The following is a 21,173-nucleotide window of genomic DNA, read 5'->3' as shown; positions in this document are numbered from 1 at the left end:
CCGTTTCAAAGCGCTTTGAATTGTGCGCTTGTTTGAGGCTTGGCGTCAGCTGCGCCGGGCGTTTCTTGGGAGGACGAGACGTGAAAAAGACATTCCTGATGGGAGTGGCCGCGCTGGCGCTTATCGCAGGTGCCGCCAATGCCGCCGAGCTGAAGTTCAAGCCGGGCGAGGATCAGAAGTTCAACTGGGCAAGCTTCGAAGAGTTCAAGAAGGGCCATGACCTCAAGGGGCAAACGCTGACGATCTTCGGGCCGTGGCGCGGCGAAGACCAGGCGCTGGCCGAATCGATGCTCGACTATTTCCGTGACGCGACCGGCGTCGACGTCAAATATTCCTCGTCCGAAAACTACGAACAGCAGATCGTCATCGACACCCAGGCGGGCAGCCCGCCGGATGTCGCCATCCTGCCCCAGCCGGGCCTGATCGCCGACCTCGCTTCCAAGGGTTATCTGACGCCGCTCGGCGAAGAAACCCAGAAGTGGCTGCTCGACAACTACGCCGCCGGCCAGTCCTGGGTCGATCTGTCGACCTATGCCGGCAAGGACGGCACCAAGGCGCTCTATGCGTTCCCCTACAAGATCGACGTGAAGTCGCTCGTCTGGTACGTGCCGGAGAACTTCGAGGACGCCGGTTACGAAGTTCCGAAGACGATGGAAGACCTGAAGGCCCTGACCGAAAAGATCGTCGCCGACGGCGGCACCCCGTGGTGCATCGGCCTCGGCTCCGGCGGCGCGACCGGCTGGCCGGCGACCGACTGGGTCGAAGACCTGATGCTGCGCACCCAGTCGGCAGACGTCTACGACAAGTGGATCAAGAACGAGATCCCGTTCACCGATGCGGCCGTCACCGGCGCGATCGATGAGTTCGGCTGGTTCGCCAAGAACGACAAGTTCGTCGATGGCGGTGCCGCTGCCGTTGCCGCGACCGACTTCCGCGACAGCCCGAAGGGTCTCTTTGCCTCGCCGCCGAAGTGCTACCTGCACCATCAGGCATCGTTCATCCCGTCCTTCTTCCCGGAAGGCACGGTCGTCGGCCAGGATGCGGATTTCTTCTACATGCCGCCCTATGCCAGCAAGCCGGATCTCGGCAACCCGGTTCTCGGTGCCGGTACGCTCGCCATGATCACCAAGGATACGCCGGCCTCGCGCGCCTTCATCGAATTCCTGAAAACGCCGATCGCCCACGAAGTCTGGATGGCCCAGTCGTCCTTCCTGACGCCGTTCAAGAGCGCCAACAAGGACACCTATGCCAACGGCCCGATGAAGAAGCAGGGTGAAATTCTTCTTGGCGCCACGACCTTCCGCTTCGACGGTTCCGACCTGATGCCGGGCAAGATCGGCGCGGGCGCGTTCTGGACCGGCATGGTCGATTATGTCGGCGGAAAGTCCTCCGCCGATGTCTCGGCCGACATCCAGAAGGCCTGGGACGCCATCAAGTAAACCTATCCCAACATGAGTTCCGCCGGCTTGGCCGGCGGAGCTTCCAAGGCCTCGATGAGGGAGGAGCGCCTGCGGTCGCAATGCTGCCGGCGTAACGCGGATGCCGCGCAAGGCGGCACTCGTGCAGGGGATGCAGAGGGCAGGCCGGCTTACGGTCGTCCGTTCCTGGGGAGGAAATTGCCGTGCAGCAATTGATTTACGCCATCTTGACCATGGCGGCGGGCGTGCTGGCCTGCGTCGCCTATTTCTTCGGGACGAACTGGGTCCTCGACCAGATATTTCCCTCCAAGGGACGTTCGGGCGCGCAGGCCTCAAAAAACCTGCGCATCACCAATGCCATCCGCCCCTGGCTTTTTCTCGGGCCTGCGCTTTTCGCGCTCACCATCTACCTGATCTATCCAGTGATCGAATCGGTCTGGCTCGCCTTCCACGATCGCAGCGGCCAGAATTTCGTCGGCGTCAGCAACTTCGTCTGGATGGTCAATGACGGCGAATTCCGCCAGTCGATCTTCAACAATTTCCTCTGGCTGCTGGTCGTGCCGGCCGCGGCCACCTTTTTCGGCCTGATCATAGCCGCGCTCACCGACCGTATCTGGTGGGGCAATATCGCCAAGACGCTGATCTTCATGCCGATGGCGATCTCCTTCGTCGGCGCATCGGTCATCTGGAAGTTCATCTATGACTACCGGGCGGAAGGGTCCGAACAGATCGGCCTGCTCAACGGCATCGTCGTTGCCCTGGGCGGCTCGCCGGAAGCCTGGATCACCATTCCCTTCTGGAACAACTTCTTCCTGATGGTCATCCTCATCTGGATTCAGACCGGTTTCGCCATGGTCATCCTGTCGGCGGCGTTGCGCGGCATTCCGGAAGAGACGCTGGAAGCCGCCGTCATCGACGGCGCCAACGGTCTGCAGATTTTCTTCAAGATCATGATCCCGCAGATCTGGGGCACGATCGCCGTCGTCTGGACGACGATCACCATCCTGGTCCTCAAGGTGTTCGATATCGTTCTGGCGATGACCAACGGTCAATGGCAGAGCCAGGTGCTCGCCAATCTCATGTTCGACTGGATGTTCCGGGGGGGCGGGGATTTCGGCCGCGGTGCCGCGATAGCCGTCGTCATCATGGTCCTCGTCGTCCCGATCATGATCTGGAACATCCGCAACGCCCGCAAGGAAATGGGAGGCCACTGAGATGATAGGTGCTGCACGTTCTCCCCTGATGTGGATTGTCCACGCGTCGGTTCTGCTTCTCGTCCTGATCTGGACGCTGCCGACCGCCGGCCTTCTCATCTCCTCGCTGCGCGACAAGGACCAGCTCGCCGTTTCCGGCTGGTGGACCGCGCTCTCCAGCTCGACCCGCAACGACGTCTTCCGCGCCCCGACCGCCGAAGCCCAGGTCGAGCGCGACGGCAAGTTCGTGATCTCGGGCAATGTCCGTGACAGCGACGCCGGAAAGGTTTCGGCCTTCGGCATATCCAGCCGCGAACCCGTTGCCTTCAAGGCCGGGGAAACGGTCGATCTCGCCGACGGCGCGAAGCTGACGGTGCAGGAAGACGGCAGCTACGAGATCGTCTCGGATAAATCCATGGAAGGCGCGCGTGGCCAGCGCATCTTCTTCACCGCCTCCACGCCGCCCCGCTTCACCCTCGACAACTACCACGAAGTGCTGAATGCCGAAGGCATCGGCGCCTCCTTCATCAACTCGCTGACGGTCGCCATTCCCTCGACCATCATCCCGATCCTGATCGCCGCCTTCGCCGCCTATGCGCTGGCCTGGATGGAGTTTCCGGGCCGCTCCCTGCTGATCGCGGTTGTCGTCGGCCTGCTCGTCGTGCCGCTGCAGATGTCGCTGATCCCGCTTCTGAAGCTCTATAACGGCGTCGGTGGCTTCTTCGGGGTGCCGGCCAAGACCTATATGGGCATCTGGCTTGCCCATACCGGCTTCGGCCTGCCGCTAGCCATCTATCTCCTGCGCAACTACATGGCCGGCCTGCCGCGCGAAATCATGGAATCCGCCCGCGTCGATGGCGCGAGCGACTTCGACATCTTCGTCAAGATCATCCTGCCGCTCTCCTTCCCGGCGCTCGCCTCCTTCGCGATCTTCCAGTTCCTTTGGACCTGGAACGACCTCTTGGTGGCCATGGTGTTCCTCGGCACGGGCAACAACGAGCTGGTCCTCACCGGTCGCCTCGTCAATCTCTTGGGTAGCCGCGGCGGCAACTGGGAAATCCTGACGGCGTCGGCCTTCATCACCATCATCGTTCCGCTGATCGTCTTCTTCAGCCTGCAGCGCTACCTTGTGCGCGGCCTGCTGGCGGGCTCGGTCAAGGGCGGCTAAAGCAATTCCGGGAAAAGTAGGCAGCGATTTTCCGCCTGGAATTGCGTAAAGACAGAGAGCACAGGACGACAAGCGAAATGAACATGACCGTATCGAAACCGGGCGAAACCCTGCTGACCCCCGACCGGGACTGGTGGCGCGGCGCGGTGATCTACCAGATCTATCCGCGCAGCTACCAGGATTCCAACAGCGACGGCATCGGCGATCTCAGGGGCATCACCGCAAGGTTGCCTTACGTCGCCTCGCTCGGCGTCGATGCGATCTGGATTTCGCCGTTCTTCACCTCGCCGATGAAGGATTTTGGTTACGATGTCTCGGACTACCGCGGCATCGACCCGCTCTTCGGCGAACTTGCCGATTTCGACGCGCTGATCGCCGAAGCCCATCGCCTCGGTATCCGGGTGATGATCGATCTCGTGCTGTCTCACACCTCCGACCAGCATCCCTGGTTCGTCGAAAGCCGCTCAAGCCGCTACAATCCCAAGGCTGACTGGTATGTCTGGGCGGATTCCAAACCCGACGGCACGCCGCCGAACAACTGGCTGTCGATCTTCGGTGGCTCAGCTTGGGCCTGGGACCCGACGCGCCTGCAATATTACATGCATAACTTCCTGACCTCGCAACCGGACCTCAACCTCCACAATCCCGAGGTTCAGGACGCGCTTCTTGGCGTCGAGCGTTTCTGGCTGGAGCGCGGCGTCGACGGCTTCCGCCTCGATACCATCAACTTCTACTTTCACGACAAGCAGCTGCGCGACAACCCGGCGCTGGCGCCGGAGCGCCGCAACGCCAACACCGCGCCGGCGGTCAATCCGTACAATTATCAGGAACATCTCTACGACAAGAACCAGCCGGAAAACCTCGCTTTCCTGCGCCGTTTCCGCGCCGTCATGGACGAGTTTCCGGCCATCGCCGCCGTCGGCGAAGTCGGCGACAGCCAGATCGGCCTCGAGATCGCCGGCCAGTACACCTCCGGCGGCGACAAGATGCATATGTGCTACGCCTTCGAGTTCCTGGCGCCCGATCCGCTGACGCCGGCCGGCGTCGCCGAGGTGCAGCACGCCTTCGAGCGGGCCGCACCGGAAGGCTGGGCCTGCTGGGCCTTTTCGAACCACGACGTCGTGCGCCACATCACCCGCTGGGGCCAGGATATCGCCGGTCGCGACGCCCATGCGAAGTTCCTCGCAAGCCTGCTGATGACGCTACGCGGCTCCGTCTGCATCTATCAGGGCGAGGAACTGGGCCTGACCGAAGCCGATCTCGCCTTTGAAGACCTGCAGGACCCCTACGGCATCCAGTTCTGGCCGGATTTCAAGGGTCGCGACGGTTGCCGCACGCCGATGGTCTGGGATGCGAAGCAGGCAAATGGCGGCTTCAGCGCCGCCAAGACCTGGCTGCCGGTGCCGCCGGAGCACGTTGCCCGCGCCGTTTCGGTGCAGGAGCAGGATATGCGCTCCGTGCTGCAGCACTATCGCCGCTTCCTCGCCTTCCGCAAACAATATCCGGCCTTCGCCAAGGGCGAGATCGACTTCCGCCCCTATCAGGCGCCGGTGCTCGGCTTCACCCGCACCCACGGCAACGAAACCATCTTCTGCCTCTACAATATGAGCGGCGAGGCGGCGACGGTGGAGCGGCCGGCCGAAATACTGGAAGTGCTGCAGGGGCATGGATTTGCATCTGAACTCGGCGAGGAACGCATCACGCTGCCGGCGTGGAGCGGGTTTTTCGCGCGGTTTGTCTGACAGTCAAAGCGGCCTTGGAAAAAGGCCGGATATATCGGGAATGAAGGGGAGGATGGCATGGCAGGTCTTGAGCTGAAGAATATCCGCAAGTCCTACGGCGCGGTAGACGTGATCCACGGTATCGACCTGGAGATCAGGAAGGGCGAATTCGTGGTTTTCGTCGGCCCCTCGGGCTGCGGAAAATCGACCTTGCTGCGCATGATCGCCGGTCTTGAGGAAATCAGCGGCGGTGACATGTTCATCGAGGGCGAGCGCGTCAACGATGTACCGCCGTCGAAGCGCGGTATCGCCATGGTGTTCCAGTCCTATGCGCTCTATCCGCATATGACCGTTTACGACAACATGGCCTTCGGCATGCGCATCGCCAAGGAGAGCAAGGAAGAGATCGACCGCCGCGTGCGCTCGGCCGCCGACATCCTGCAGCTCACCAAATATCTCGATCGCCTGCCGAAAGCCCTTTCCGGCGGCCAGCGCCAGCGCGTCGCTATCGGCCGCGCCATCTGCCGCAACCCGAAGGTCTTCCTCTTCGACGAGCCGCTGTCGAACCTCGACGCGGCCCTGCGCGTCGCCACCCGCATCGAGATCGCCAAGCTCTCGGAAGCCATGGCCGACACGACGATGATCTACGTCACCCACGACCAGGTGGAAGCGATGACGCTTGCCGACCGCATCGTCGTGCTCTCTGCCGGCCATATCGAACAGGTCGGCGCCCCGCTCGATCTTTACGAGCGCCCGGCAAACCTGTTCGTCGCCCGCTTCATTGGCTCACCTGCCATGAACGTCATCCCGGCCAAGATCGTTGCGACCGGCCAGCAGACGACGGTGGAGCTGGTGGGCGGTAAACGCGACACGCTGGATATCCCGACGGCAGCCGCCGAAACCGGCAAGTCGGCAAGCTTCGGTGTACGCCCGGAGGATCTGCGCATTGCCGAAGGCGAGAATTTCCTGTTTGAAGGCACGGTCTCGATCATCGAGGCGCTGGGCGAGGTGACGCTGCTCTATATCGAAGGCCTTGTCGCCAATGAGCCGATCATCGCCAAGGTGCCCGGTATTCTTGATGTTAAGCGCGGCGCCAAGGTACGGTTTACCGCCGACAGGGCGAAGCTTCATCTCTTCGATGAGGCCGGCAAGACCTACCGCCGCTGATTTCATGCAATTTTCCTGAAAAGCCGCTGGCAAAATCGGCGGCTTTTTTGATGGCGACTCACCCTCTGTTAAATCTCACCTCCTAATATTGAGTGGGATCAAACGGAAGGGGACACGGAAATGGCAGGCGCAGTCGATCGCCCGACTTACCTCAGCAAGGAAGAGTCGTTCATGTATGATCGGGAAGCAAACTTCCCGATGGAAGACACGATGAACGATGCGCGGATCGAATATACCGAAAACGGGATGACCAATCTGTCCTCCCGCCGCTGCCAAATCATCAAGATTTCCAAGAGCAGCGCCGTGCTGACGATGCCGACCCAGTTCAAGCTGCCGCAGAATTTCTATCTCGACGTGCCGAGCGCCCGCATCGGCATGGTCGGCTGCCTCGTCAAGCGCGTTCACGCCAACAACGTGGTGGAAGCCCGCTTCCTGCGGCTGATCAGCGACCGCGATCTGAACCGCATCTTCGTCTATTCGACGCACCCCAATCATCGCAACCGCGTGCTCGATATTTACGGCTGAGGTTCGATTTTCCCGATTGATGCAGCTGGCGCTTGACTCTTTCGCTTCCGGGCGGATGTCATGGATGGCGTGTTGCAGCGGGGTGATCAAGCATGGAAAAACCCTACAGGCTTTCCTGCCATTGCGGCGATATCCGCTTCGAGGTCGATGCCGATCTCGAAGACCTGATCGAATGCAATTGCTCGACCTGCCGGCGCTCCGGTTTCCTGCACTGGAAAATCCCCGCCGACCGCATCACGCTGCTCGGCGAAAAGAAGCGGATGTCCACCTATGTCTGGCGCTGCGTCACCGAGGGTCATCATTTTTGCCCGACCTGCGGTGTCGCACTCTTGCGCACCGGCTATCCCGGCGACAAGGTTTCCGTCAATGCGCGCTGCATCGAGCATATCGATCTCTTCGAACTGAAGATCGAACGCTATGACGGCCGTCGGGACATGCACCCTGGGCCGTTGCCGTAGGGGGCGGTTGGCGTCGAGCAGGCCGCTTCACCCCCCTCTGCCCTGTCGGGCATCTCCCCCTCAAGGGGGGAGATTGGCAGGAGGCTGCCTCTCGCGCTGACAGAGGGGGGTGATGCCGCAAAATGCTGCGGTCTCGGCATTCAGTGAAACAGCACGCTCGCCCCATGATCCGCAGTTCCCGCAATCGCGCGGAACGGCGCGAACAACTCCCGGCCCATGCCGAATTCATTGTGCGACAGATCGGCCGTGACCGCCTCGCGTGCCGCAAATTCCTGCTGGTCGCCCAGCACCTCGATGGTGCCGGCAACGGCATCCAGCCGGATGATGTCGCCTTCGCGCACCTTGGCGATCGGGCCGCCATCCTTGGCTTCCGGCGTCATGTGGATCGCCGACGGCACCTTGCCGGAGGCGCCGGACATGCGGCCGTCCGTCACCAGCGCCACCGTCTGGCCGCGGTCCTGCAGGATGCCGAGCACGGTGGTCAGCTTGTGCAGTTCCGGCATGCCGTTGGCCTTCGGACCCTGGAAGCGCACGACGGCGATGAAATTGCCCTCCAGCTTGCCTTCCTTGAAGGCCGCCTGCAGCTCCGACTGGTCATGGAAGATCTTGGCCGGAGCCTCGATGATATGGCGTTCCGGCTTGACGGCGGATGTCTTGATGACCGCCTTGCCGAGATTGCCGGAAAGCATCTTCAGGCCGCCGGTGTGCTGGAACGGATGCTCGACGGTGGCAAGCACCTTCGGGTCGTGGCTGTGTTCCGGTGCCGGTTCGCGCAGCACGCCGCCATTGGCGCCGAGCTTGACGTCGATTGCGTAGGCATCGAGCCCCTGGCCGTAGACGGTACGCACGTCGTCATGCAGCAGGCCGCCTTTCAGGAGTTGGCTGATAAGATAGCCCATGCCGCCGGCGGCGTGGAAATGGTTCACGTCGGCAAGACCGTTCGGGTAGACGCGGGCAAGCAGCGGGATAATGTCGGAAAGCTCCGAAATATCCTGCCAGGTCAGCGCGATGCCGCCGGCGCGGGCCATGGCGACGAGGTGCATGGTGTGGTTGGTCGAGCCGCCGGTGGCATGCAGGCCGATGACGCCGTTGACGATCGAGCGCTCGTCGATCATCTCGCCGGCCGGCGTGAACTCGTTGCCGAGAGCGGTGATCGCAAGCGCCCGCCTGGTCGCTTCCTTGGTCAAGGCATCGCGCAGCGGTGTGCCCGGATTGATGAAGGAGGCGCCGGGCAGGTGGAAGCCCATGATCTCCATCAGCATCTGGTTGGAGTTGGCGGTGCCGTAGAAGGTGCAGGTGCCGGGGCCGTGATAGGACTTGGATTCGGCTTCCAGCAGCTCGTCGCGGCCGACCTTGCCTTCGGCATAAAGCTGGCGCACGCGGGCCTTTTCGTCGTTGGGCAGGCCCGTGGTCATGGGGCCGGCGGGGATGAACACGGCCGGCAGGTGGCCGAAGGTCATCGCCGCGATCATCAGGCCGGGCACGATCTTGTCGCAGACGCCGAGATAGACCGTGCTATCGAACATATTGTGCGACAGGCCGATGCCGGCCGCCATGGCGATCAGGTCGCGGGAAAACAGCGACAGCTCCATGCCCGGCTGCCCCTGCGTGACGCCGTCGCACATGGCGGGCACGCCGCCTGCGACCTGCGCGATGCCGCCGGCTTCATGCGCCGCCTGGCGGATCAGCGCCGGATAGGTCTCGAAGGGCTGATGCGCCGAGAGCATGTCGTTATAGGAGGTGATGATGCCGAGGTTCGGCACGGTGTCACCCGCCAGCGCGGCCTTTTCCGAGGGGGAACAGACGGCAAAGCCGTGAGCGAGGTTGCCACAGCCGAGAATAGAGCGGTGCACGCCCTTGGCGGCGGCGTTGCGCACGCGCTCCAGATAGGGCTCGCGATAGGGCTTGGAGCGCTCGACGATACGGGCGGTGATGGCGGCAATGCGGGAATCGACGGCCATGGCAATCCTGTTCCGGAGCGTTTCGCTCCTTGGCTTTGCGGCGCCTGCATCATCGAAAACGCGAGATGGCGTCGCGACACTTCGAAAAGGCTGCGCGACTTCCGCGCAGCCGGGAGATGACGCTTCCGGGTCTTGGGTCCCGGAGGGGCGTCAGGGTGCCCAGTAGACCTGCAACGGCGATGCGGCCCGGCGCAATATAGCGCGGATCGGCATTTCCGCCTCGTCTCCGGGCGCTTTCGCCTTGGCAAGAACATCCTTCTTGCCGTTGCCTTCGATATGCAGGATCAGAAGCCCGGCATCCTGAAGGCTGGAGAATGTGAATGTCAGGCGCGGCTCGCCCGCTCCTTCGGCTTCCATGGTGATGATCCCACGCGGGGTCGCGGCGTCAAGCGCTTCGGCAAGGCGCGTGCCGCCGGGGAAGAACGAGGCGGTGTGCCCGTCCGTTCCCATGCCGAGGATCACCACGTCGAAGGGCGCGCCGAGCGTGGTGGTCGCCTCGCTCGAAAGCCGGGCGGATTGCTCCGCATCGGCCGCCGCATGGTAGAGCGGCAGGAAGCGGGCGCTGCTTGCTGCGTTCCGCAGCAGATTGTCCATCACCAGCTTGTGGTTGGAACGATCGCTTTCCGGCGGCACGAAGCGCTCGTCGACCAGCGTGACCACGACCTTCGGCCAGTCGAGCGCGCGGGTGGACAGCATCTGGAAAAACGCCTTTGGCGTCGAGCCGCCGGAGACGACCAGCGTTGCCGTGCCGCGGGCGGCAATCGCGTTCGAAAGCGCCTTGGCGACGGCGTCGGCGAGCCCTTCAGCCAGCGCTGCGCCGTTTTCGTATGTATGCAAAACCTCCCCCATGATCGCTCCTCAGATCACTTCGTGCCAGGTGCGGCCGTCACGCTCGATCAGCGCGATGGCCTGGCTCGGCCCCCAGGTGCCGGCCGTGTAGGACTGCGGCTGCTGGCCGACATCGTCCCAGGCCTTCAGGATCGGGTCCACCCACTGCCATGCGGCTTCCACTTCGTCGCGGCGCATGAACAGCGTCTGGTTGTTCCTGACGACGTCGAGCAGCAAGCGTTCATAGGCATCGGCGGTGCGGGCCTTGAAGGCCTCGGCAAAGGTCATGTCGAGCGAGACGTTGCGCAGCCGCATGCCGCCCTGGCCGGGGTCCTTGATCATCAAAGACTGCTTGACGCCCTCATCGGGCTGAAGGCGGATGATGAGCTGGTTCTGGGCGATGCGGCCGGCGGCGTCGTCGAAGATCGAATGCGGGATCGACTTGAAGGTGATGACGATTTCCGACATGCGGCCGGCAAGACGTTTGCCCGTGCGGATGTAGAAGGGAACGCCGGCCCAGCGCCAGTTGCCGATCTCGGCCTTGATGGCAACGAAGGTCTCGGTGTTGGAAACCCCGCCTTCAAGCTCTTCCAGATAGCCCTTGACCGCGCCGCCGGCAGAGGCGCCGGCCTTGTACTGGCCGCGCACCGTCAGCTTCTCGACATTCTTGGCATTGATCGGCTTCAGGGCGCGCAGCACCTTCAGCTTCTCGTCGCGCACGGCTTCCGCGTTCATCGACGGCGGCACTTCCATGGCAACGAGGCAGAGCAGCTGCAGGATGTGGTTCTGCACCATGTCGCGCAGCGCGCCGGCCTTGTCGTAGTAACCGGCGCGGCTTTCGAGGCCGACGGATTCGGCGACCGTGATCTGCACGTGGTCGATATGGTCGGCATTCCACAGCGGCTCGTAGAGCGCATTGGCAAAGCGCAGCGCCATCAGGTTCTGCACCGTTTCCTTGCCGAGATAGTGGTCGATGCGGAAAATCTGGTCTTCGCGGAAGAACTTGCCGATCGTGTCGTTGAGTTCCAGCGCCGAAGCAAGGTCGCGGCCGATCGGCTTTTCGACGACGATGCGGGTCGATTTTGTGATCAGCTTGTGGTCGCGGATGCGCTCGGAAATATCGCCGAAAATGCCGGGGGCGACGGCGAGATAGAAGGCGCGCACGCGGTCCTTGCCTTCGTCCAGCAGGGCCTTCAGATTGTCCCATCCGAGGTCGGACTTGGCATCGACCGGCACGTAGAACAGCCGGTTGATGAAGGCCTTGACCTGGTCTTCCTGATACTCGCCTTCCTTCAGATATTCCTTGAGGGCGGTATCGGCGAACTTGCGGTATTCCTCGTTGGTCAGCGTGCTGCGCGAAGCGCCGATGATCCGGGTCGGCTCGGAAAACAGGCCGTCGAGCTGGCGGTGATAGAGGGCCGGCAGCAGCTTGCGCTCGGCGAGGTCGCCCGTGCCGCCGAATACGACATAGTCAAAGGGCTCGACAGGAATGATCTGGCTGCTCATGGGGTTTCCCAATCTCTGTTCGTCTGGGGGCTATATAATCTAATCGATTTAAAAGCGCTAGTGTGCGACGCAATAAAATGCGGATCGGGCGGTTTTTGCCTTTGCCGCCGGCAAAAAGACGCTGACCGCAGATGGCGAAAGGCGCGGCATCTTCCTTCTCCCCGCTTGCGGGGAGAAGGTGCCCGACAGGGCGGATGAGGGGCCTTCACGGATGAGGTTTGCCCCTCACCCTAACCCTCTCCCCGCAGGCGGGGAGAGGGGGCGACGGAGCAAGACCGTCCCGTCAGAATTTGTCGCGCAACGCATACCAACTGAGGGCGAAAAACAGAAGCACGGAGCGGAATTTCGGCCCGCCCGGAAAGCCCGGAATATTCAGCTCGCGATAAAGTTCGAGTTCCGTCGTCTTGCCGGAAACAAGATCGGCATAGAGCTTGCCGCAATAGTTGGACAGCATCACCCCATGGCCCGAATAACCGCCGATGGAGGTCACCCCCGGCATGACCTCGCGCACGAAGGGCTCGCGCGGCAAGGTGATGCCGACCGAGCCGCCCCAGGAATGGGTCATCTCGATATTGGCAAGGTTCGGATAGATCTCGGCGATCTGCCGGCGGATATGGTCTGAAATGTCGCGCGGATTGTCGGCCGTATAGGCCTCGCGTCCGCCGAAAAGCAGCCGGCCGTTCTTCAGCCGGCGGAAATAGCGCACGACGAAACGGGAATCCGCCACCGATTCGCCGCTGGGAATCACCGCCGGAAAATCGTCGAGCGGCCGGGTCGCGCCGATGAAGGAGCGGATCGGCATCACGTGATTGGCGGTGATCGGTTCGAGATTGCCGATATAGGCGTTGCAGGCGATCAGCGCGCGGTCGGCGCGGATGGTGCCGTGGTCGGTCTCGATGACGATGCGGCCACCCTGCCGGTCGATCTTCAGCGCCTTGGTGCGCTCATGGATATTAGCTCCTGCGGCCTGCGCCTGTTTCGCAAGGCCGACCAGCAGCTTCATCGGCTGGATATGGCCGGTTCCTGTATCGCGCACGCCGAAAAGATAATGCGTCGAGCCCAGCCGCTCGGCCGTCTCCCTGCCGTCCATGAAGCTGATATGCGGATAGTCGTAGCGGCTTGCGGCGATCTCGGCATTGGCCCGGTAGTATTTTTCCATCCCCTTCTTGTGGCAGACGGAAAGCTGGCCGGGCGAATAGTCGATATCGATGCCATGGGTTTCAGCGAAATCGAGCAGGTGCCGCTTGGCATTCTCGGCCATGTCGAACAGCGCTTTGGAGCGCTCGTAGCCGAGGGAGGATTCGGCCTCCTCCGGCCACCAGCGTTGACCGGTGCCGAGCTGTCCGCCATTGCGGCCGGAAGCCCCGTCGCCGAAGCGATAGGCTTCGACCAGCGTGACGCGCACGCCGTTCTTCGCCAGATTGTAGGCGGCCTGCAGGCCGGTGAAGCCGCCGCCGATAATGGCGACATCCGTTTCGGTGGAGCCGCTGAGCGCCGGATAGTCCGGCCGCTCGGCAACATCGTCCTCATACCAGGAAATCCCCGGCGAGATCGGGCTTTGCCATGCCATGGATAAGCCTCCCGTCAGACGTTGAGCAGCAGGTATTCCCGCTCCCAGGGGCTGATCACCTGCATGAAGGTCTCGAACTCGCCGCGCTTCACGCCGCCATAGATGGCGATGAACTCGGCGCTGAAGACCTCGTCAAAGGACGGCTCGGATTCCAGCAGCGACACGGCTTCAAGAAGGCCGCGCGGCAGTTCGATCGCGCCTTCGTTGACATTGTCGTCGGAGGGGGCGGATGGCTCCAGTCCCTGCACAATTCCGAGATAGCCGCAGCCGAGAGAGGCGGCGAGGGCGAGATAGGGGTTGGCATCCGAGCTTGGCAGCCGGTTTTCGACGCGCCGCGCTGCCGGTTCCGAAACCGGAACGCGGAAGGCGGTGGTGCGGTTGTCGTAGCCCCAGGCGTTGTTGACCGGCGCCGACATATCCGGCGTCAGGCGGCGATAGGAGTTCACGTAGGGCGCCATCATCGACAGCGCCTTCGGCACGTATTTCTGCATGCCGCCGATGAAGGAGAAGAACTCCTTCGAGGCCGAGCCGTCGGCATTGGAAAACAGGTTGCGACCGGTGTTGATCTCCACCACCGACTGGTGGATGTGCATGGCCGAACCCGGCTGCCCCTGCATCGGCTTGGCCATGAAGGTGGCATAGATGCCGTGCTTCAGCGCCGCTTCGCGGATCGTGCGCTTGAACAGGAACACCTGGTCGGCAAGCTCGATCGGATCGCCATGGCGCAGGTTGATTTCGAGCTGCGCCGGACCCTCTTCATGGATCAGCGTGTCGATCTCCAGCCCCTGCTTTTCGGAGAAGTGGTAGATGTCGTCGATCAGTTCGTCGAATTCGTTGACGCCGGCGATCGAATAGGCCTGGCCCCCTTGAATGGAGCGGCCGGAGCGACCTGTCGGCGGGCGCAGCGGATAGTCCGGGTCGTCGTTCTTGGCGACGAGGTAGAATTCGATTTCCGGCGCCACCACCGGCTTCCAGCCGCGCTGCTGGTAGAGATCGAGCACATGCTTCAGCACGTTGCGCGGCGTATAGGGCACGTTTTCGCCTGATGAACCCGCGATGTCGCAAATCACCTGCGCCGTCGGGTCGGTTTCCCAGGGAACGATGGAGAGGGTGGAAAGGTCGGGCACCAGCTTGATGTCGCTGTCGCGGCTGTCATAGCGGAAGTTGCCGGTTTCTTCGGGATACTCGCCGGAAATCGTGTGGCGATAGATCGCCGACGGCAGGGCAAGCGATGTGTTGGAAGTGAATTTCGAGGAGGGCATCATCTTGCCGCGCGGCACGCCGGCAATATCGGGGGTGATGCATTCGATGTCTTCAATGCCTCGGATTTTCAGCCAGTCGACGGCTTCCTTCCAGGTCTTGACCCCTCGGGGGGATTGCAGGGCTGCGGGTATTTTCGAAGTCTTTACATGCTTTTCTGTCTGACGGGCGAGGTTTCTCGTAGCGGGCATAAATCACCGGGTTTGGGTTCGGATACGGCATCATAGCCGGAGTTTGGCAATTGGCTAGGGGGGCTTCCGGGTCCCCGGAGGGGCTTTTTGCGCATTTTTCCGCCGGATTGACTTTCGTGGGCTGGACGTCGAAGGAAGGGAAAACGGGGTGTGGCGGTGAACGAAAATTACGATGTGGCGATAATCGGCGCGGGTGCGGCGGGCATGATGTGCGCGATCGAAGCGGGCAAGCGTGGCCGCCGGGTGATCGTGCTCGACCATGCGAAGGCACCGGGCGAAAAGATCCGCATCTCCGGCGGCGGCCGCTGCAACTTTACCAACATCCATGCCGGGCCGAAGGCTTTTTTGTCGTCCAATCCGCATTTCTGCAAGTCGGCGCTCGCCCGCTACACGCCGCAGGATTTTTTGGGCCTCGTCGAGCGTCACAACATCGCCTGGCATGAAAAGACGCTCGGCCAGTTGTTTTGCGACGACAGCGCCAAGGACATCATCCGCATGCTGCTGACGGAGATGAAGGCGGCGGGCGCCGTGCTGCGCCTCTCGACATCGATCGAGGCGGTAGAGAAGAGCTTGGGCGGCTTTCGCATCGCCACCTCCGGCGCCCGCATCGATTGCACCTCGCTGGTCATCGCGACCGGCGGCAAGTCGATCCCGAAGATGGGCGCCACCGGTTTTGCCTATAAGGTCGCCGAGCAGTTCGGCCTCTCCCTTATCGAGACCCGGCCGGGCCTCGTGCCGCTGACGCTCGATCCCGCCGAACTCGAACGGCTTGGCTCCCTCTCGGGCGTTGCCGTCGAGGCACGCGCCAGCGTCGGCAAGACCGCTTTCGATGAGGCTCTGCTCATCACCCATCGCGGCTTGAGCGGCCCTTCCATCCTGCAGATATCCTCCTATTGGCGCGAGGGCGGCGAGATCGGCATCCGGCTTCTGCCCGGCACGGATATCGCCCAGACGCTCAAGGATGCCCGCCGCGGGCAGGGCAAACAGGCACTGCAGACCGTGCTTGCCGAACATCTGCCGAAGCGGCTCGCCCAGTTCTTCGTCGAAAACGCCGGGCTTTCTGCAAAGACGCTCGCCGATCTCTCCGACAAGGCCATCGACGCCTTCTGTAGTGGCCTCACGGACTGGCGCATCAAGCCAGCCGGCTCCGAAGGCTACCGCACAGCGGAAGTGACGCTCGGCGGCGTCGATACGTTCGGCCTCGATTCCCGCACGATGCAGGCGCGCACCGTCGCGGGGCTTTACTTCATAGGTGAATGCGTCGATGTCACCGGCTGGCTCGGCGGCTATAATTTCCAGTGGGCCTGGGCATCCGGCTTTGCTGCCGGGCAAGCCGCCTGAAAAAGCCGGCATCTTCAGCCGTTGTTAAGGGATATGCCGGAACGTCGTCTTTGACCGGCAGGATCGGCCGGCCCTTTACAGGGGTAAGAGGAAAACATTCTTCTCCTCTGCCGATCTTTACATGATGTGGGCTGGCCAACCGGATCGACCGGGTCTATTGTTGCTTTTGATGCGAAAGGATCTGACGTGATGACCGAGAACCGCCGCAAAGCCCGTGCGATCGCCATCGCCAAGGCAGAGGACAAGACCGCAAACGTCGTGATCGCCACGGCATCGCTTCTCGCTGCCTTCGCCGTTCTTGCCCTTGCCGCTTTCTCGGCGCTTTAAAAGCGCCTGTTCCGGCTCGGCCGGCAGTCCCCGCGGCCTTTGTTTACCCGGCTTTTGCCGCTGAAACGCGGCATCAAACGATTTAATCGTACTTTTTATTTAAAATTAATCCTTGTCGTTAAAAACTGGCTTCATCAGGAGTCTGCAACGGCGGGCAACCCGAAGGTTGCGCCGCATAGCAATGAGTGCCCCGGCAGACTGGCGGCTATTCCCCGCATGTTCGTGTTCAAATCACCAGTTTGCCAGCCACCGTAGGAAGATCCCAAAGAGGATCGGGGAGGGGCGGGTGCAGGCTGAAAGCCAGGGTGTGCCATGTTCATCGACAGAATTCTTGCCCGCTTCAAAATCCAGACGAAGGTGCTTTTGTTCATCCTGCCCTTCGTCGTCAGCATCTGTGCCGTCGGCATCACCGGTCTTTATGCGTCGGGATTGCTGCAGGGCCGTATGGAAATTTCCAACAGCGTCCTGCAATCCCTGAACGGCTTCAAGGACGTCTACGCCGGCATGAGCCAGTTTCTCCAGCACACGACGGAGGAAAACCGCGACGGCGTCTACACCAAGCTTTCCGCCCAGAAGGAAGTGCTGGCCGATACCGTCGACGGCCTCGACGCTCATGCCGACAAGACCAAGCTTGTCGATGCGCAGGCCAGGACCCAGGATGTGGAAGCTCGCATCGACGGCCTCTGGCAGCTTTATGTCGGCGAAGTCGCCTTGCGCGAGGCCATGGGCAAGAACCTCAATTTCCTCGCCGGTGAGCAGGTGAAAATCCTTGAGGAAGCCACCAAGATGCAGCGCGCCGTCCGTCAGGACGAGAACACCGCCAAGAGCATGTTGCGCGAAGCCGATCGGCTGACCGTCGCCAGCAAGTTCTTCGCCGATTTCGGCTCCGACTATTCGCGGGCGGCGACGCCGGAAGACCAGCTGAAACTGGTCAAGGAGCGTTTCCCCCAGATCAACAAGACCGAGCGCTCGATTGCGACCGTGCTACCGAAATCGCAGAAGGTCGTTGCCGAAACCATCAAGAAGACGGCGACCGAGCTTTCCGGTTACCTCTCCTCCACCGACCCGGCTGATATCACCGTGCCGGAAATCACCCGCCGCGTCTCGCGCTTCCGCCAGGTGTCGATCCAGCTTTCGGGTGCCGCCGGTGAAAAGATGCGCGAAGCCACCCGCATCTTCGGCGAACTCGACGAGCCGATCATCCGCTCCGAGGCGATCCTGCTTGCTACCCGCAAGCTGGTGAACTCCATCTATGCGATCCAGATCGCGTCCGCCCGTTTCCTCGGCGTCACTTCCGATGACAACCGCAAGAGGCTGCTGAGCGAAATCGCCATCGTCCAAAGCGACATGCAGGCTCTTCGCGGCAGCGCCAGCGGCCTTACCTTCTTCGATGAGGTGGCCGACGCCCTCGTGCCGGCCTTGAAGAAAATGGAAGACGACAGCGCCGCTCTGGTCGATACCAGCGCCAAGCGGTCGCAGCAGTTTACCGAGGCCGGCACCGCCATCGACCTGATCTGGAACCAGCTCAGCGATTTCGCCGAAGAGCAGAAGAATAGCGCCGGTGTCGAGCGCGACAAGGCCAATCAGGTCTCGGTGCTCGCAACCGTGCTCGGCATCGTCATCGCGCTCGTTGCCGGCGGCGCGCTGGTGCTGACGCTGAAAGGCCCGATCGGCCAGATCACAACGGCGATGCGCAAGCTGGCCGATGGTTTCGTCGATACCAATATCTCCGGCGAAGCCCGCCGCGACGAAATCGGCGACATGGCCCGTGCACTCGGCATCTTCAAGGAAAATGCGCTTTCGAAAATCCGCATCGAGGCCGAGAGCGAGGAGCAACGCACCGCTGCCGAAGCCGAACGCTCGCGCAACGATGCCGAAAAACGCGAAACCGATCGCCAGATCGACTTCGCCGTCAATGCGCTGGCAGCGGGCCTCGGCCGCCTTGCCGCCGGTGACCTGTCGCGCCAGATCGAAACCCCGTTCACCGGCCGCCTCGAACAGTTGCGTCAGGATTTCAACGTCTCGCTGACCCGTCTGCAGGACACGCTCGGCCAGATCCGCGGCAATGCGATGTCGATCCAGCGCAGCGGCGGCGAAATGCGCCACTCTGCCGACCAACTCTCCAAACGCACGGAGCAGCAGGCCGCTTCGCTGGAGGAAACCGCCGCCGCCGTCGACCAGATCACCACCACGGTCCGTTCGTCCGCCGAGCGCGCCCATGAGGCCAACACGGTCGTCGTCCAGACGAAGCGCAGTGCCGACAGTTCCGCAGCCGTCGTCGGCAATGCCATTGAGGCCATGGGCCGCATCGAAGGCGCATCGCGCCAGATCGAGCAGATCATCGAGGTGATCGACGACATCGCCTTCCAGACAAACCTGCTTGCGCTCAATGCCGGCATCGAGGCCGCGCGGGCCGGCGAAGCGGGCAAGGGTTTTGCCGTCGTGGCGCAGGAAGTGCGTGAACTCGCCCAGCGTTCGGCCGCCGCCGCCCGCGAGATCAAGGGGCTGATCGAGAAATCGACGCAGGAGGTCAGCGCCGGTTCGCATCTGGTGCAGGAGACGGGCGCCGTCCTCGCCTCGATCAGCCAGCAGATCGTCACCGTCAGCCACCATGTGGAGATGATGGCCACCGCCAGCCGCGATCAGGCGGCGGCGCTTGCCGAAGTCAACGGCTCCGTCAACCAGATGGACCAGATGACCCAGCAGAACGCCACCATGGTCGACCAGCAGACCAATGCCTGCCGCTCGCTTGCCAATCAGGCCGATACGCTGATGATGCTGGTGGAGCAGTTCCGGCTGGAGCCGGAAGGCGCCTCGCAGGGGTACACCCGCGCCGCCTGAGAAGTCTGCATTCATTCACGAAAATGCCCGGCCATCGTGCCGGGCATTTGCATTTCAGGGGCGAGTGAAGAGGACGGCAAGCCGGCGCAGTTTGCGCTTGAAGCGGATACCCCGCGCCTCCGGCTCGGCGCAACGCTGACGGCGCATTTCGTAGTGCCGGGCAATCTGGTCAGTCATCACAGCCATTGCGATCATGTCGTTCATCGCTTTTTCCTTTCGCATTCGGCCGCTTTCCGCGGACGGAAAGCTCTTGAGAACGCTGAAAAGGTATCGAGCTATTTTTGATTTACATACGCAATAAATCAGATACTATTTTTCAATTATGAAAGACATCGATTGGGACATCTACAAGGCTTTCCTCGTCGTCGCCCGCACCAACGGGCTGACGGGGGCGGCACAGGCGACGGGGCTCAGCCCCGCCACCATAGGCCGCCGCATGCTGGAACTGGAGGAGAAGACCGGCCGTTCGCTGTTCCTGCGCAGCCAGACCGGCTATGCGCTGACGGCCGATGGCCGCGCCCTGTTCGACCAGTTACAGGAGATGGAGGCGGCGGCCCGCAAGCTCGACCACTGGCACCGCGAGGCCGAGGGGCAGACGACGGTCAGGATCGCCGCCGGCACCTGGATTGCATGGCTGCTGTCGGAAAACTTCGCCGCGATCCGCAACGAGCGCGATCCGTTCCGCATCGACCTGCGCATCGGTGAAAGCCGCGCCAATCTCGCCTATCGCGAGGTCGATATCGGCATCCGCGCCTTCGAGCCGGAGGAACCCAATCTCGCAGCACGCCCGGTCGGCCTCGTGGCCTATGCACTCTACCGCCGCCGCAACATGCCGCGGGACGGCATCGTCGCCGTCAGCGAGGAGGAGGCGATCTCGACCTATCTGCGCTGGCCGCACCAGAACGCCGCAGACCGCATCGTCGTCTCCGCCACCCGACCGCGTTCGTTGCTAGACCTCATCCGCGCCGGTGCCGGGCAGGGGGTCTTGCCCTGCTTCGTCGGCGATCTCGACCCGGAGCTGGAGCGGGCGGGCGAGGAAATCCCGGCGCTCTCCCACCGGCAATGGATCGTCATGAACAATGACGACCGCCACCGCCGCGATATCCGCACGGTGGCCGATCGCATGACCAGGCTTCTGAAAAGCCACGCCGATATCTTCGCCGGAAAACGCCCGAGCCGGGCGCTCTGAAAAAGCAAAACCCCCGGCGGCAGGGCACCGGGGGCTTTGCTGGAGGAAGAGGGACCGAGGGTCAGCCCCGACTCTGCGTCACGATGACCGGGATCAGCAGGTCGCCCCAGTTTCCGGCGCCGCCATGGTGGCGGGCGGAGCGGACGAGTTCGACGGAAACCCCGGCCTCGACCGCCTTCATCACGGCGTGGTTCAGCCGGTGCAGGTCGTTGGCAACGGAGCGGATAGCGGCCTGCTGATCGGGGGTCATGGCGGATGCCTGTTCTTCGGCTCGTTCCTTGACGCGGGTCTGGACTGTCATGGCATTTCTCCTCTTTTCGGGGGTTGTTGAATTGAGCTTTTCAGGTTCCTCCCCACGAGGGAGAGGGACCACGGATGGTGCGGCATCTCCCTTCTCCCCGCCTGCGGGTAGAAGGTGGCCGATAGGCCGGATGAGGGGCTGGCGCCGCGGCATCTGTCTATGCCGGAGCTTTTTGCCCCTCACCCTAGCCCTCTCTCCGCAGGCGGGA

The 21,173-nt window shown here is 62.4% G+C and carries 18 protein-coding genes; 11 read left to right on the top strand and 7 right to left on the bottom strand.

Translation table 11 applies throughout. The features are described 5' to 3' along the window. Positions 1–80: 80 nt before the first annotated feature. The 7 genes from ASC86_RS03435 to ASC86_RS03405 all read left to right on the top strand — a co-directional run bounded on the left by ASC86_RS03435 (position 81) and on the right by ASC86_RS03405 (position 7,650). Entirely contained in the window at positions 81–1,439 is a 1,359-nt protein-coding gene (locus tag ASC86_RS03435; protein ID WP_056316030.1) for an ABC transporter substrate-binding protein, read from the top strand. A gap of 182 nt (positions 1,440–1,621) precedes the next feature. Further along, a complete protein-coding gene (locus ASC86_RS03430; RefSeq protein WP_056316027.1) occupies positions 1,622–2,632 on the top strand; it encodes a sugar ABC transporter permease in 1,011 nt (336 codons plus the stop codon). A gap of 1 nt (position 2,633) precedes the next feature. Next, positions 2,634–3,779, top strand: a complete 1,146-nt coding sequence (locus ASC86_RS03425; protein ID WP_056316023.1) for a carbohydrate ABC transporter permease — start codon at positions 2,634–2,636, stop codon at positions 3,777–3,779. 83 nt (positions 3,780–3,862) lie between these two features. Continuing rightward, positions 3,863–5,521: an alpha-glucosidase gene (locus ASC86_RS03420; protein WP_056316020.1), complete on the top strand. Its 1,659-nt coding sequence runs from the start codon at positions 3,863–3,865 to the stop codon at positions 5,519–5,521. Between the two features lie 57 nt (positions 5,522–5,578). Beyond that, positions 5,579–6,667: a sn-glycerol-3-phosphate ABC transporter ATP-binding protein UgpC gene (ugpC, locus tag ASC86_RS03415; RefSeq protein ID WP_056316016.1), complete on the top strand. Its 1,089-nt coding sequence runs from the start codon at positions 5,579–5,581 to the stop codon at positions 6,665–6,667. A gap of 120 nt (positions 6,668–6,787) precedes the next feature. After that, a complete protein-coding gene (locus ASC86_RS03410; RefSeq protein WP_082509851.1) occupies positions 6,788–7,192 on the top strand; it encodes a hypothetical protein in 405 nt (134 codons plus the stop codon). 92 nt (positions 7,193–7,284) lie between these two features. After that, a complete protein-coding gene (locus tag ASC86_RS03405) occupies positions 7,285–7,650 on the top strand; it encodes a GFA family protein (protein ID WP_056316013.1) in 366 nt (121 codons plus the stop codon). Between the two features lie 140 nt (positions 7,651–7,790). On the opposite strand, the gene edd is transcribed toward ASC86_RS03405, so the two are convergent. The 5 genes from edd to ASC86_RS03380 all read right to left on the bottom strand — a co-directional run bounded on the left by edd (position 7,791) and on the right by ASC86_RS03380 (position 14,966). Further along, entirely contained in the window at positions 7,791–9,611 is a 1,821-nt protein-coding gene (edd, locus tag ASC86_RS03400) for a phosphogluconate dehydratase (RefSeq protein ID WP_056316009.1), read from the bottom strand. A 150-nt stretch (positions 9,612–9,761) separates the two neighbouring features. Then, positions 9,762–10,460 (bottom strand): 6-phosphogluconolactonase, encoded by a 699-nt coding sequence (pgl, locus tag ASC86_RS03395; RefSeq protein ID WP_056316004.1) that lies wholly within the window; start codon positions 10,458–10,460, stop codon positions 9,762–9,764. Between the two features lie 9 nt (positions 10,461–10,469). Further along, positions 10,470–11,945: a glucose-6-phosphate dehydrogenase gene (zwf, locus tag ASC86_RS03390; protein WP_056316000.1), complete on the bottom strand. Its 1,476-nt coding sequence runs from the start codon at positions 11,943–11,945 to the stop codon at positions 10,470–10,472. Between the two features lie 283 nt (positions 11,946–12,228). Next, positions 12,229–13,515, bottom strand: coding sequence for an FAD-binding oxidoreductase (locus ASC86_RS03385; protein WP_056315996.1), 1,287 nt, complete (start codon positions 13,513–13,515; stop codon positions 12,229–12,231). 14 nt (positions 13,516–13,529) lie between these two features. After that, positions 13,530–14,966, bottom strand: a complete 1,437-nt coding sequence (locus ASC86_RS03380) for a glutamine synthetase family protein (RefSeq protein WP_056315993.1) — start codon at positions 14,964–14,966, stop codon at positions 13,530–13,532. A 156-nt stretch (positions 14,967–15,122) separates the two neighbouring features. Between ASC86_RS03380 and ASC86_RS03375 the strand changes: the two genes are divergently transcribed. The 3 genes from ASC86_RS03375 (at position 15,123) to ASC86_RS03370 (ending at position 19,475) form a co-directional block, all read left to right on the top strand. After that, the gene (locus ASC86_RS03375; protein ID WP_056318191.1) at positions 15,123–16,307 is read left to right on the top strand and encodes an NAD(P)/FAD-dependent oxidoreductase; all 1,185 of its coding nucleotides are present in this window, start codon (positions 15,123–15,125) and stop codon (positions 16,305–16,307) included. Between the two features lie 189 nt (positions 16,308–16,496). Continuing rightward, on the top strand, positions 16,497–16,634 hold the full coding sequence (locus tag ASC86_RS25550; protein WP_156386885.1) for a hypothetical protein: 138 nt from the start codon (positions 16,497–16,499) through the stop codon (positions 16,632–16,634). 312 nt (positions 16,635–16,946) lie between these two features. After that, positions 16,947–19,475, top strand: a complete 2,529-nt coding sequence (locus ASC86_RS03370; protein ID WP_056315990.1) for a HAMP domain-containing methyl-accepting chemotaxis protein — start codon at positions 16,947–16,949, stop codon at positions 19,473–19,475. A 54-nt stretch (positions 19,476–19,529) separates the two neighbouring features. Here the strand turns inward: ASC86_RS03370 and ASC86_RS25545 are convergent, their stop codons facing one another. Further along, on the bottom strand, positions 19,530–19,679 hold the full coding sequence (locus ASC86_RS25545; RefSeq protein WP_156386884.1) for a hypothetical protein: 150 nt from the start codon (positions 19,677–19,679) through the stop codon (positions 19,530–19,532). 118 nt (positions 19,680–19,797) lie between these two features. Here ASC86_RS25545 and ASC86_RS03365 point away from each other — a divergent pair, with 118 nt between their 5' ends. Further along, positions 19,798–20,664 (top strand): LysR family transcriptional regulator, encoded by an 867-nt coding sequence (locus ASC86_RS03365; protein ID WP_056315987.1) that lies wholly within the window; start codon positions 19,798–19,800, stop codon positions 20,662–20,664. A gap of 61 nt (positions 20,665–20,725) precedes the next feature. Here ASC86_RS03365 and ASC86_RS03360 read toward each other — a convergent pair whose 3' ends face one another. Continuing rightward, positions 20,726–20,965, bottom strand: coding sequence for a hypothetical protein (locus tag ASC86_RS03360; RefSeq protein WP_056315982.1), 240 nt, complete (start codon positions 20,963–20,965; stop codon positions 20,726–20,728). Positions 20,966–21,173 lie beyond the last annotated feature (208 nt).

Source organism: Rhizobium sp. Root1212, assembly GCF_001424985.1.
Lineage (GTDB): Bacteria > Pseudomonadota > Alphaproteobacteria > Rhizobiales > Rhizobiaceae > Pararhizobium.
Note: the sequence above shows the minus strand (reverse complement) of the source record. Positions and strands in the feature narration are given on the sequence as shown.